Source organism: Ramlibacter monticola, from assembly GCF_016722785.1.
GTDB classification, from domain to species: Bacteria; Pseudomonadota; Gammaproteobacteria; order Burkholderiales; family Burkholderiaceae_C; genus Ramlibacter; species Ramlibacter monticola.
The window spans coordinates 1,022,698-1,035,345 of record NZ_JAEQNE010000002.1 but is presented as its reverse complement, the minus strand read 5'-3'; the positions used below and the strand labels follow the sequence as shown (position 1 = coordinate 1,035,345).

Sequence of the window (12,648 nt, the reverse complement as noted above, 5' to 3'; positions counted from 1 at the left end):
AGCTTCGAAAGAGGCTCAGGCGGACATTACATGTCCATGCCGCCCATGCCGCCCATGCCGCCGGGCATGCCGCCGCCGGCGGGGGACTCGTCCTTCGGCGCCTCGGCGACCATCGCTTCGGTGGTCAGCATCAGCGACGCGACGGACGCGGCGTTCTGCAGGGCCGTGCGGGTCACCTTGGTCGGGTCGAGAATGCCCATCTCGATCATGTCGCCGTAGGTGTCGTTGGCGGCGTTGAAGCCGTAGTTGCCCTTGCCACCCAGCACGGCGTTGATCACCACGCTCGGCTCGCCGCCGGCGTTGGCCACGATCTCGCGCAGCGGGAACTCGACGGCCTTGAGCACCAGCTTGATGCCGGCGTCCTGGTCGGCGTTGTCACCCTTCAGCTCGCCGATGGCCTGGCGGGCACGTAGCAGGGCCACGCCGCCGCCGGCCACGATGCCTTCTTCCACGGCAGCGCGGGTGGCATGCAGCGCGTCTTCCACGCGGGCCTTCTTTTCCTTCATCTCGACTTCGGTGGCGGCACCGACCTTGATCACCGCCACGCCGCCGGCCAGCTTGGCCACGCGCTCCTGCAGCTTCTCGCGGTCGTAGTCGCTGGTGGCTTCCTCGATCTGCACGCGAACCTGCTTGACGCGGGCTTCGATGTCGGCAGCGGCACCGGCGCCGTCGATGATGGTGGTGTTTTCCTTGCCCACTTCGATGCGCTTGGCCTGGCCCAGGTCGGCCAGCGTCACCTTCTCGAGCGTCAGGCCGACTTCTTCCGAAATCACCTTGCCGCCGGTCAGGATGGCGATGTCTTCCAGCATGGCCTTGCGGCGGTCGCCGAAGCCCGGCGCCTTGACGGCCACGACCTTCAGGATGCCGCGGATGGTGTTGACCACCAGGGTCGCCAGCGCTTCGCCTTCGACTTCCTCGGCGATGATCAGCAGCGGGCGGGAGGCCTTGGCCACCTGCTCCAGCACGGGCAGCAGGTCACGGATGCTGGAAACCTTCTTGTCGTACAGCAGCACGAACGGGTTGTCCAGCAGCGCGGACTGCTTCTCGGGGTTGTTGATGAAGTAGGGCGACAGGTAGCCGCGGTCGAACTGCATGCCTTCGACGACATCCAGCTCGTTGTCCAGGGACTTGCCGTCCTCGACGGTGATCACGCCTTCCTTGCCGACCTTGTCCATCGCGTCGGCGATGATCTTGCCGATCGACTCGTCGCTGTTGGCGGAGATCGCGCCGACCTGGGCGATTTCCTTGGAGGTCGTCGTCGGCTTGGTGGCCTTCTTCAGCTGCTCCGTCAGGGCCACGACGGCCTTGTCGATGCCGCGCTTCAGGTCCATCGGGTTCATGCCGGCGGCCACGTACTTCATGCCTTCGCGCACGATGGCCTGGGCCAGCACGGTGGCGGTGGTGGTGCCGTCACCGGCGTTGTCGCTGGTCTTGGAAGCGACTTCCTTGACCATCTGCGCGCCCATGTTCTGCAGCTTGTCCTTCAGCTCGACTTCCTTGGCCACGGACACGCCGTCCTTGGTCACGGTGGGGGCGCCGAAGGAGCGCTCGAGCACCACGTTGCGGCCCTTGGGGCCCAGGGTCACCTTGACCGCGTTGGCCAGGATGTTCACGCCTTCGACCATGCGGTGGCGCGCGTCAGCGCCGAAAACCACGTCTTTAGCAGCCATGTTCTTTACTCCGGATCTTCAGTGGGATGAGGGATGGATCAGCGCTCGACGACCGCGAACAGGTCGTCTTCCTTCATGACCAGCAGTTCGTCGCCATCGACCTTGACGGTCTGGCCGCTGTACTTGCCGAACAGGACGCGATCGCCGACCTTGACGTTGCAGGCGATCAGCTCGCCCTTGTCGTTCTTGCGGCCGGGGCCGACGGCCAGCACTTCACCCTGGTCGGGCTTCTCGGCAGCGTTGTCCGGGATCACGATGCCCGAGGCGGTCTTGGTCTCGTTTTCCAGGCGCTTGACGATCACGCGATCGTGCAGGGGGCGAAGTTTCATTGCATCTCCTTCATCGGAAACTTTGTTGACATCAAAAAGCGCCAACGAAAGTTAGCGCTCATTAACAAGCGTGGAGTTGGGTGCCAACTCTGCTGTTAGCACTCAATTCCAACGAGTGCTAATGATAAGGGAAGTCTTGTCGGTTTCAAGCCCGGCCAGCTGTAAGTGTGATTCCCAGTGAGTACTGAAGGACTACGGCATCGCTTCAAGCTGAGGAACGTTCAGCTGAGCAACCAGCCTGGGGCTGGTGAAGGACGTGGGGCCTGGAGGGTCAATGTGTCCGTCGCTCGCCGTTGGCCATGCCTACCCCGACGACTACACCAGCGACCCTTGCGGGCAAGGGGGCGGCCGCAAGGGACTGGCTCCAAAGAGTCAATACGCGCCGGGGTGAATGCCTCCATGATGGTCGCAACCGAATTCCGTGTCCGCGATGCCGGCCAGACCGTAACATGACCCTCGAAGTCCCGGCGTCAGCTGAGTCGCTCCACCCGGAAGGCCGGGATTCGGCCACCGTGGGGGGCCTGGTCCTCGCTGTCCTGCGGGAGCTCGCAGGCAGCAAAGGACACCAGGCCAGGTTCCTGCTGAACGCGCTGATGCGGCCGGCCGTCCTCCAACGATATGCCACGAGTGCAAGTTCCTCGTCGCTCCGTGCTTATGTCAGCGAGCGGCCCGAGGTCTGCGGTGCACTGATATGGCCGTATCAGTGCGCGTCCTGGTCCGCCGCTGAAAGATTCGCGCGCATCGAGAGTCACTTTTCCGTGCTGGACACTGCGCCAGAGCAGTTCCGCTTCGGGACTTCGGCCAGAGTGCTTCTCGCCGACTTGACGGACCGCAGTCAAGGCGCCCGTCTGATCCTCGACCAGCCGAAGTGGCTGTTTCGCGAAGGCCTTCTGGCCCTGAGCATCTTCCTGGACGAAGATCGCGCCTATTCCCTCAGCTTTTCGCTGCAGCGGCAAGGCACCGAGACGCAGGTGTTCGTCGGCGGCCTGCAAGGCCGCCGCTCTGCCGATGCCCTGGCGCAATACCGGCGGCTCACCCACGACTTCCAGGGGCTACGGCCCCGGGACCTTCTGATCGACATGCTGAAAGCGTGCGTGTCGGTCCTCGGCGTGGCCCGCATTCTTGCGGTCGCCGACGAGCACCGCTACTTCCGGCACCCCTACTTCGGGCACAACCCTCATCCCGACGTGCTGACGAACTACGACGAAATCTGGTCGGAGCGCGGAGGGCAGCGCGTTGCTCCCACCCATTTCGAACTCCCGCTGGCGCCCTCCGCTCGCCCGCTGGACGAGGTGCCTTCCAGGAAGAGGGCCCTCTATCGCAGGCGCAACGAGATGCTTGGCTCGCTGTTCCGGCGCGTTCAGGACTCTGTCGAAAGAAAAGCCGATCGGCATGACCGTCGTGTGCGCCCGCACCATGCCGACGACGCACAGCTATTTGCGAGCATCGTGAACTGAGTAGCGCCTCCGCAGGCTCAGCAGGGCCTAACCGCTGAGGCAAGGATGCTTCGCCTCTCTCGCGACGATGGATATCCACGTCCTATGTCCGCTGCCGCACATCCACACGCGCCCACAGGTGTTACCTTGCCTCACCTTGCCAGCGCGAGTGACACCTCGCATACAACAGTGCTGCCCACTTTCAGATTGACCAGCCTGCGCGGCACGGGTCCTACCGCCTCGGAATTCAACTTCTCCGACTTCTGCCGCAAGCTCCAGGCCGGGGCCACCGATGGCCAGCACTACGCACCTGCGTGGGCTGCCCTGGCCGCGATGTTCGGCGCGTCGAGCGTGCATCTGTTGCGCGACTGCGCCGAGCCGCCCGCCGGCCGCAACAACACATCACTCGTGCACGTGCTCGATCCTCGCGCAGGGCGCATGGCTCTGCCCCCCTCGGTCGGGATGTCCGAATGCGACCACGGCCTGTTCGGCATCGCGCGTTTCGTTCCACGCGGCGTCGACGCCATCGTCGTCCTGCGCCAGTCAGACCCGTTCACCGAAGGAGAGCGCGCCTGGCTGGAGTTGATGTTGGTGCACATCGGCGCCGCCTTCGAACTCGGCGAGCAGCTCGCGTGCCAGTCGCCGACGGTGGCAAGTGTGGTGCAGCTCACCAAGCTCATGCCCACACCTTGCGTTCTCACCGACGAGGAGGGGCGCTGCATCGCGCGCAACCATGTGTTCAGCCGCGTCCTGGACGCGACTTCGGACGTCGCGAGCGGCGGCCCCGTGGTGTTCGACGACCCCTTCCTGCAGGACTCGTGGCTACAGGCCTTGCAGGAAGGACGTTTCACGGCCGCGACGCAGTACCTTCTGGCCACCAGCTCCAGCGGCGAGGAATGGAAGGGCCACGTCGTTCCCATCTCCTGCATCAGCAGCCCCGTGCACGGCGTGCCGCGGCATCTCATGTTCGCGATGTTCGAGCGGTCCATCGGTGCCGGGACGCGAACGCGTTCGATGAGCGCCTTCGGCCCGCTCACGAAAGCGGAGCTGGAAGTGCTCGCGAGCCTGCTGCTCGGCCAGACTGCAAAGGTGATCGCAAGCACGCGCGGAGCGTCGGTCAACACCGTGCGCAGCCAGATCGCCACCATCCTCGAAAAGACGGGCCATCATTCACAGAAGAAGCTCATCGCTTCATTCGGTCCGAACACTTTCGACAACGTGATGCCGCCGGACACCGCCTCCCGCCGGGTGCTGCGTCATCACTTCAGATGATGCGCCATGGTGCAAATGCGCGATGACACACCACGAGAGTTGACCAAGACTTCGTCATACCGGATTTCATCGGGCACCAGAATGCAAAAAGTAGTTGGGAGTTCCTCATGGGCAGCGTTGTACTCGCAGAAGAAGAAATCAATGCGATGGCGGAGGGGCTCATGGGCCTCCTGCAATCGGCACTGTCCGCGCGCAGCCGGGTGGGCTGGTCGCGCTGGCTGCACGGTGAGATCCAGCACGTCCTTCCACACGACGCACTGATCGCCGCATGGGGCGATGTCCGGACCGGCGACTTCGCGTACGACGTCATCACCTGCACCCCGGCGCTGCCGATCGACGCCTTTCCGAGGGACATCATCGTCCCCCTGATGGGCACCCTGTTCGAGCAGTGGCTCGCAGCCGACCAGAACCCGGTCGCCGTCGACACCCGCTCGTTGCGCAGCGTGGGCAGCGCGCTGTTCTCCCGCTCCCCACGTGCGCTCATTCATGGCGTGCAGGACTACCGCAGCCGCCACGACTGCATCTACGTCTTCGTGGGCCCGGACGCACTTTCGAGCCCCGTCTCCCGGCGCCTGTTTCGCATCGCGCTGCCCTACATCGACACGGCTTTCCGGCAGCTTTCGGACCGGGGGCAGAAGGACGCCGAGCAGGACCTGGTCGAGACCGGCTTCACCTGCAGCATCTTCGCGGACGGTCCATTCACCCCCGAGACGGCCCACACGGTCGCCTCACCACCCACGCATGCCGCGCCGGTCCTGGGAGAGAGCGCACCCGGGAGCAGCCCGCTGAGTGCCCGCGAACTCGAAATCATGAAGTGGGTTCGCATGGGCAAGACCAATTCCGAAATTGCGATGATCCTGAACCTGAGCACGTTCACGGTGAAGAACCACATGCGGCGCATCTACAGGAAGCTGGACGTGCTCAATCGCGCGCAAGCCGTGGGCAGCCTGGAGGGCGCGTACGCCACCTCCGCTTACGCAGGTCGCTGACCCGGTTCCGGCAGCCGCGCCAGTGGCCGCAAAGCTCCCAGGCAAGCAATGTACGAAGCCTTCTACGGACTCCGGGAGAAGCCCTTCTCCATCCAGCCCGATCCCGACTTCCTCTTCATGAGCAAGCGGCATCGCCTCGCCTTCACGATGCTCGAATATGGCATCCAGTGCCGGGTGGGCTTCTCGGTCATCTGCGGCGAGATCGGATGCGGCAAGACAACGCTGGTGCGCAAACTGCTGGCCACGCTCGACGCGTCGGTGACCGTCGGGCTGGTGTACAACACGCACACCGGGATCGCGGACCTGCTCGAATGGATCATGCTGGCCTTCGGACAGCCTTACCTGGCCGCGACGCAGGTCGAACGCTACGACCGTTTCCAGCAGTTCCTGCTGGCCGAGTACGCGGCGCGCCGACGCGTCGTGCTGATCGTCGACGAGGCACAGAACCTGAATGCAGGCGCGCTGGAGTCCCTGCGCATGCTCTCCAACATCAACGCCGACAAGGACCAGCTCCTGCAGGTGATCCTGATCGGGCAGCCGCAGCTGAAGCAGCTTCTGAACCGTCCCGAGCTGCATCAGTTCGCCCAGCGTGTCGGCGTCGACTTCTTCATCCCCCCGCTGGCCGCTCCCGAAGTGGCCTTGTACGTGCAGCATCGCCTGCAGGTCGCCGGCCGGCAACAGGAACTGTTCTCGCAGGAGGCGCTGGGCCGGATCGCGCAGGCGTCCAGGGGGGTGCCGCGCAGCATCAACATCCTTTGCGATACCGCGCTGGTGTACGGCTTCTCCGCGGAGGCCGCCAGCATCGACGCGGCCATGGTCGATGAGGTGCTGCAGGACCGCCGGGAGTATGGGTTCCTGCAGGACCAGGCTCAGTAGTACGCGTTGCGCGCGGTGCGCTGGTTGACCTTGTTCACCACGAATCCCAGCAGGTTGAAGCGAGCCAGGTGCCGCCGGCTCGCTTCGATCTCCCGCTTCGTGCTGCTGCCGCTGCCTACGATCAGGAGCACGCAATCCATGTGCGGCAGCACCGCGATGACGTCGTCGACTGCGGTCACCGGCGGGAGGTCGAACACGATGATGCGTTCCGGATTGTCGTCACGAAGGGTGCTGATGATCCGGCCGACGCGCTCCGACGCCAGGACCTCGGCGGCACCGGGCATCTTCCGCCGCGTTGGCAGCACCTGGAAGCCGGGAATGCCGGCATGCACGATCGCGCTGCCCAATTCCGCCTTGCCGTCCAGCACCTCGTTGAGCGAATGTTCGTCCGGCAGCCCCAGGCAGGACGCCACGCGGGGCCGCCGCAGGTCGAAGTCGACCAGCAGCGCCGTCCTCGACGGATGATGTGCGATGCTGAGTGCGAGGTTGATCGCGACCACCGTCTTGCCGGACTGCATGGACGGCGACGTCACGGCGATCGTGCGCCAGCCATGCTCCTGCATCTTCTGCAGCACCTGGGTGCGCAGGAGGTCGAATGACTGGCGCAACGGATTGCCCTGGTCGAGCGTGACGACGCGGTGCCTCTCGAGGTGTCCGGCATCGAGCGGCAACAGGTTCACTGCGACACCCCGGTCCGCTGCTGCAGGGGTGTCCGGCTCCGGCGGCGCGCTTCGTACCGCAGCCGATACAACGGAGTCGTGCTGGGTGAGTGTGAGCTGGCGTGCCCGTTCGATGGCGAGTTTGATGCGTTCCATGGGGATCTCAGCCGAGCCGGGTGATCGCTTTCATGAACAGCAGGTCAAGAGGGAGGACGAGAAGGTGCATCAGGATCAGTGCGAGGCAGCTCGCCGCCATTGCGCCGCCGACGAGCGCGAGGACGAGCTTCCTGCGACGCTCGACCTCCGCCGCCGTCGGGATGACCGGGACGATCACCAGCGGCTCCTGGCCCATCAGCGCGCTGACCTGGCCGGCGCCGCGCACCATGCGCTGCAGCGCCTCCATGAACGCGACCGCTCCCGCCGCGGAACCGAGCGCAAGAAGGACGCTCAGCGTCAGCAACTTCTTGCGATCGGGCCTCACCGGCCTGTCCGGTAGCGTCGACGGCTCGAGCACCCTGAAGCGCTCCGCCTTCTGCCCATCCTCGAGGTTCTCGGCGACCTGCGCCGTCATCCTCTTGGTGACGATCTCTTCGTACTTCTTCTGCGCGGCCTGGTAGTCGCGGGTCAGCGCCAGCAGGCCGCGCTCCACCTGCGGCGAGCGCACGAGCGTCACATCCAGCTGGCCCAGCTTCGCGCGCAGGCTGCTGCGCTGCCCGTCCAGCACCCTGATGCGCTGGCGCAAAGCGGTCGCGCGGCTGTCGATCCGCGCGATCGCGGGGTCGTTCGCCGGGATCGGCCGCCTGGGCGCGGCCGCTTCCGCCAGAACCGCTTGTTCGAGGGTCTCCACGCGGCGCCGGGCGATCCTGAGATCCGGATGGTTCTCGGTGTAGCTGGCGCCCAGGCGCGCGAGCTCCGTGCGGGCGCGCTGGAGCTCGGCCTCGCTCGTCGCCGCGCCGGCAGTCACCGGCGCCAGTGTCCGCTCGGCCTCGAGCGCCCGCAGCGCGTCTTCGGCAGCCGCGTGGTCCCGCTCCACCTGGCGCAAGTCGGATTCCACGCGCTGCATGCCCGCCAGGCCGAGGGCCACGTTCTCGGGCAGTTCAGCGCCGTGCTCCTGTTTGTAGGCGGCGATCCGGGACTCGATCCGGTCCAGGTCCTTCTTCAGCTTGCCGGCTTCCTCCGTCAGGAATTCGGTGGTCTGCGAAGCCCGCTGCGTCCGTACCTTGGCGTTTTCATCGAGGAAGAGCGTCAGGAGGTCGTTGGCGACGGCTTGCGCAACTTGCGCGGACCGGTGTTCGAAGGAAATGCTGAAGGCGATCGTGGCCGGCCCTGTGCGATCCGAGTGGGCATTGGCATTCACCAGGTCGACGGAGATCGTCTTGCGCATCACGTCGACCTGGTCTGAATCAGTGAAACGGGCGCTGCCGCCGGGAAACAGGCTGTACTTGCGGATGATGCGCAGCAGGTTCTCGCGCGTCATGACACGTTGCTTGATGACTTCGATGCGCTCGTCGGCCAAGGAGCTGACGGCGGACTGCACGACGTCCGTGGGAATCTGCTGCGCTTCGATCAGGATGGTTCCGGCAGACCGGTAGACGGGTGGGATCAGCAGCGTCACCGCGACGCCGACCGCAAGCACTGCGGCGAAACTTGCGAGGATCAGCCAGGCGCGGCGGCTCAGGATCGCCAGGTAGTCGGAGAGCGTCAACTGGTAGTCGTCCATACGTCCCTCAGAGATCCGGCGCCGTGTACACCAGCGACACCGCGATCCGGTTGCTCCTGGCCGTGCCCTCGGGGCCTTCGTGGCGATGGGTGGCAGCCCTCACCGCCACCTGCCAGCTGGCGCTCCATTGCCGCACCCAGGCGACACTCGCCGCGGATCGGTTGGTGCGCGTTTCCTTCTCGCGGGCATGCCCCGCGTCCAGCTCGAGCCGGGACAAGGCGTCCAGCTCGTACCGCAGGCGCAAACGCGCTTCCTCGGTGACCACAAGGCCGCCGAACGTGGAGTTCACGCCCGGTGCGCGCGCAAGCTCCAGTCCGCTGACCCAGCGTTCACCCCTGTATTCCAGCTTCAGGGCTCCCTGCCAGTCGTCCCGTGACGAAGGAGAAGTGAAATGCACCGGCCCCGCGTTCGCATCGACGCGCCAGGTGTCGCTCAACGACCGGGTGACGCCGACCAGCACGCCGAATGCGTGGGAGCGCTTTGGAGCGGCGGCGTTGTCAAGGGGATCCGGATCGCTCTCCGGGTCGTACGCCTGCCCGGTCAGGGCCGCGTACCAGCTTTGCCGGTCGTCCTGCTCGCGCGTGAGCCGGACCGCTCCCGTCGTGTGGCGGAAGTCCGGGGTCGTGGTGTCGCTGAATCGCTCCCATACCTGCCGCACGTCCGCTCCGACCACCGTGCGCGCGTCCAGGTCGTGGAGCCAGCTTCCCGACAGGGCGAACAGCGTGCGTGATCCGTCGACCCCCAGCGGGACCTGCTCGCGCACGTCCAGGGCGCGCAGCGCCCGCCGGTCCAGCAGTGCGGCGAGTTCGGTGGTGTTCCGGGAATCCACGTGCTTCCACGCCGCACGCACGCGCGGATCGAGCCGGTCCCTTGCCACTTCCTGGTTGCTGCTCTTTTCCGCCGTCAGCGCCGCTTCGAGACTGAATACCTCGTTCCCGAGCACGTAGCCCGCAGTGAGGCTGGGAATCGTCCGGAACCACGTGGTGCCCGCGGAGGGCCCGACCGCCAGGTTCGGGTTCGAGTCGTGCTCGATCTCGGTCGGCACGGACAGCGAATAGATCGTCCGCGACTGCGCCGCCGCACCCGCCGCGCCAGTCACGCCTGCCGCAACCAGGAGGCCGCAGGCAAACTGTTGCCTCACGGGTGCGCGGCCGGGCACGCTCAAGGCACCATCACCGTGTCACCGGCGCGCATGACCACATTGGAATCGAGTGCGTCGCCCTTGAGGAGGGCGCCATAGCGCACGCGCAGCGTCTGCTGACGCGCGTCCGGCGAGGTCTTGCGCAGGACGACGATCGCATCCGCGTTGGCGAAGCGGTCGAGCCCGCCGGCCTGGCTGAGGACCTGCAGGACGGTCGTGTCCGCGCTGGTCAGCGCAACCGGCCCCGGCTTGAGCACCTTGCCGAGCACGTAGACCGTATTCCCTTCGGTGGCCATGACCACGACGCTCACCACAGCCTCGGGAATGTAGGACTTGAGCCCTTCGCGGATCTTCCCTTCCACCTCGCTCGTCGTGTTGCCGGACACCACGATGCGGCCCACCAGGGGGAAGCTGATGCTGCCGTCGGGCAGCACGCGCACCTCGCGGTTGAGGGCCTCCTCCTTCCACACGGAAACCTGCAGCCGGTCTCCATGCCGCAGTGCGTAGCTGTCGTTGGCGGACTGCGCGAAGGTGCTGCAGGTCGCAAGAAGGAAAAGCAGGAAGGCGGCGGTGCGGGAGATCATGGGTCGTCCAATCCGTTGAAGGCGCGCGGGGGTCAGAACGAGCGCCGGGCCGAGATGCCCAGGAACACGAGCAGTGCCGAGCCGATCAACCAGAGGGCACCCGGGAGTGGCACCGCGGAGATGGTGGACAGCACCGGCCGCGCCCGCGCGAACGTGCCGACGTCCAGCATGTACCGGCCGGCACCCAGCAGGTAGGTTTGGAAGGGTCCGCCCTTCCGGTCGCCGGATGACGTGGCGAGCGCCGCAGCGGGACGGCGCGCAGTCATGGAAGTTGCCTCACCGGCGTGGACTGGCACGACCATCGCGACGACGATGGAGGTGCCCGCACCGGCGCTGGCCGCTTGTGCTGGAGCTGGACTGGCCGGAAGCACTTCGGCGTCGCAGAGGCCGGCGAAGGCGAATGTCGCGGCGCCAGCGAGCGCAATGAGCCGCGCTTTCATCATGTCTGCTGCTCCCTTGAACGAGCTTCAGGGTACGGCGTCTCGCGACCTGTCGCAATGATCCGTTGGTGCCAGCACGCATCTGCAGCGCGGAACTCAATAGGCATTGCGCCCGGTCAGCGCACGGGTGGTGCGCACCAGGATCGCGAGATCGACCCACAGCGACCAGTTGTTGATGTACTCGATGTCACTTTCGACGCGCAGCATCATCGTGGCGAGGTCGCGTGTTTCTCCGCGGTAGCCACGCACCTGTGCCAGCCCCGTGATACCGGGCTTGATGTTGTGCCGGGCAAAGTAGTGCGCGATCTTCTCACCGTATTCGAGGTCATGCTGCACCGCGTGCGGACGGGGACCGACGAGCGACATCTCCCCGCGGATCACGTTGAAGATCTGCGGCAGTTCATCCAGGCTGGCGCGGCGCAGGAACGCGCCTACACGGGTGATGCGCGGGTCGCCGCGGCCGGCCTGCACCACGATCCCATGGTCGTCGTGCACGTACATGGTCCGGAACTTCCATATGCGGAACTGCTTGCCGCCCCAGCCGAGCCTTGCCTGGCGGAAGAACACCGGCCCCGGGCTGTCCAGCCTCACTGCGAGGGAAATGCCGACCAGCACAGGAGCGAGCAGGACGAGCAGCACGGCCGACAGGCACAGGTCCTCCATCAGCTTGAGCAGCCGCCGGGTGCCGATGAGGGGAGTTTCCGAGAGCGTCAGCACGGGGATCCCGGCGATTTCACTGACCGTGTGATTGACCAGAGGCAGCGAGAAGATGTCGGGCACCCAGTGCACGGCGACGTGCCTGTCCAGAAGCCGGGCATAGAGGCTTTCGACGATCTCCGACGCGTTGAGCGGAATGGCAAGGTAGACGGTTCGCACCTGGTGCTGCGCTATCAGTTCCAGCAGCTGGTCCACGGTGCCCAGGCAACGAGGGGCAGGTCCGAAGTTCAAGGGCTGAGCCGCTGCAGGGGCGGCGTACGCCTCCTGTAGCCGCACGAAGCCGACCACCGTCTGTCCCAGCCACTCGTTGTGCTGGATGCGCTGATTCAGGTAAGAGGCAAGCCGGCCCGTTCCCACGATGATCACGTTGTCCGGTTCCGCCGAATGCCGAAGGACCGCACTGAACAGAAGCCGCACCAGGAGGTGCAGCAGGGCCTGGCAGACGTAGCCGAAGACGAACAGTTGCCCCAGCAGCAGGCGCGAGAAGCTTTCGGTCTGCTTGGTCGCGAAGCCGAGCGCCATGAGGATGAAGAAGGCGAGGGACCATGCCTGGAGGAGGTCGCCGGCCTTGCGCGTGAAGCTCGTGCTCCTGCGGTAGATGCCGAACACGTCGTACACCAGCCCCAGGGTGCACAGGAGCAGGACCACGAAGATGGTGTACTGGGCGGTGAGCGCGCCGATGTGACTCTTGATCAGCAGGTAGCAGAGGCCGGCGACCGCCAGGCCGTCCAGCGTGGCCTGCACGTCGATGATGCTGCTGCGCCGCTGGATGATGGCCGGCTTGGTGAGGGTCTGGTCTTGCATGTCGAAACGCA

General features: G+C 65.7%; 12 protein-coding genes. 4 read left to right on the top strand and 8 right to left on the bottom strand.

Going from position 1 to position 12,648, the window contains the following annotated elements:
* Positions 1-26: 26 nt before the first annotated feature.
* Together groL and groES are read right to left on the bottom strand one after the other, a co-directional pair.
* The gene (gene groL / locus JJ685_RS12900) at positions 27-1,670 is read right to left on the bottom strand and encodes a chaperonin GroEL (protein ID WP_201674618.1); all 1,644 of its coding nucleotides are present in this window, start codon (positions 1,668-1,670) and stop codon (positions 27-29) included.
* Between the two features lie 38 nt (positions 1,671-1,708).
* On the bottom strand, positions 1,709-1,999 hold the full coding sequence (gene groES / locus JJ685_RS12895; protein ID WP_201674617.1) for a co-chaperone GroES: 291 nt from the start codon (positions 1,997-1,999) through the stop codon (positions 1,709-1,711).
* Positions 2,000-2,448: 449 nt separating this feature from the next.
* Between groES and JJ685_RS12890 the strand changes: the two genes are divergently transcribed.
* The 4 genes from JJ685_RS12890 to JJ685_RS12875 all read left to right on the top strand — a co-directional run bounded on the left by JJ685_RS12890 (position 2,449) and on the right by JJ685_RS12875 (position 6,572).
* The gene (locus tag JJ685_RS12890; RefSeq protein ID WP_201674616.1) at positions 2,449-3,456 is read left to right on the top strand and encodes a DUF535 family protein; all 1,008 of its coding nucleotides are present in this window, start codon (positions 2,449-2,451) and stop codon (positions 3,454-3,456) included.
* A gap of 168 nt (positions 3,457-3,624) precedes the next feature.
* Positions 3,625-4,707: a helix-turn-helix transcriptional regulator gene (locus JJ685_RS12885; RefSeq protein ID WP_201674615.1), complete on the top strand. Its 1,083-nt coding sequence runs from the start codon at positions 3,625-3,627 to the stop codon at positions 4,705-4,707.
* A 161-nt stretch (positions 4,708-4,868) separates the two neighbouring features.
* On the top strand, positions 4,869-5,696 hold the full coding sequence (locus JJ685_RS12880; protein ID WP_236598896.1) for a LuxR C-terminal-related transcriptional regulator: 828 nt from the start codon (positions 4,869-4,871) through the stop codon (positions 5,694-5,696).
* Between the two features lie 48 nt (positions 5,697-5,744).
* Positions 5,745-6,572 carry an ExeA family protein gene (locus tag JJ685_RS12875; RefSeq protein ID WP_201674614.1) on the top strand — a complete coding sequence of 276 codons (828 nt, stop codon included), beginning with the start codon at positions 5,745-5,747 and terminating at the stop codon, positions 6,570-6,572.
* On the opposite strand, the gene JJ685_RS12870 is transcribed toward JJ685_RS12875, so the two are convergent.
* The 6 genes from JJ685_RS12870 to JJ685_RS12845 all read right to left on the bottom strand — a co-directional run bounded on the left by JJ685_RS12870 (position 6,566) and on the right by JJ685_RS12845 (position 12,637).
* Positions 6,566-7,387 (bottom strand): CpsD/CapB family tyrosine-protein kinase, encoded by an 822-nt coding sequence (locus JJ685_RS12870; RefSeq protein WP_201674613.1) that lies wholly within the window; start codon positions 7,385-7,387, stop codon positions 6,566-6,568. The genes JJ685_RS12875 and JJ685_RS12870 overlap by 7 nt on opposite strands.
* Before the next feature lie 7 nt (positions 7,388-7,394).
* The gene (locus tag JJ685_RS12865) at positions 7,395-8,951 is read right to left on the bottom strand and encodes a GumC family protein (protein WP_201674612.1); all 1,557 of its coding nucleotides are present in this window, start codon (positions 8,949-8,951) and stop codon (positions 7,395-7,397) included.
* A 7-nt stretch (positions 8,952-8,958) separates the two neighbouring features.
* Positions 8,959-10,116, bottom strand: coding sequence for a hypothetical protein (locus JJ685_RS12860; protein ID WP_201674611.1), 1,158 nt, complete (start codon positions 10,114-10,116; stop codon positions 8,959-8,961).
* Complete coding sequence (locus JJ685_RS12855) at positions 10,113-10,676, bottom strand: polysaccharide biosynthesis/export family protein (protein ID WP_201674610.1); 564 nt, start codon at positions 10,674-10,676, stop codon at positions 10,113-10,115. The genes JJ685_RS12860 and JJ685_RS12855 overlap by 4 nt, the downstream gene beginning before the upstream one ends.
* A gap of 32 nt (positions 10,677-10,708) precedes the next feature.
* A complete protein-coding gene (locus tag JJ685_RS12850) occupies positions 10,709-11,119 on the bottom strand; it encodes a hypothetical protein (RefSeq protein ID WP_201674609.1) in 411 nt (136 codons plus the stop codon).
* Between the two features lie 93 nt (positions 11,120-11,212).
* On the bottom strand, positions 11,213-12,637 hold the full coding sequence (locus JJ685_RS12845) for an undecaprenyl-phosphate glucose phosphotransferase (RefSeq protein WP_201674608.1): 1,425 nt from the start codon (positions 12,635-12,637) through the stop codon (positions 11,213-11,215).
* Positions 12,638-12,648: the final 11 nt, after the last annotated feature.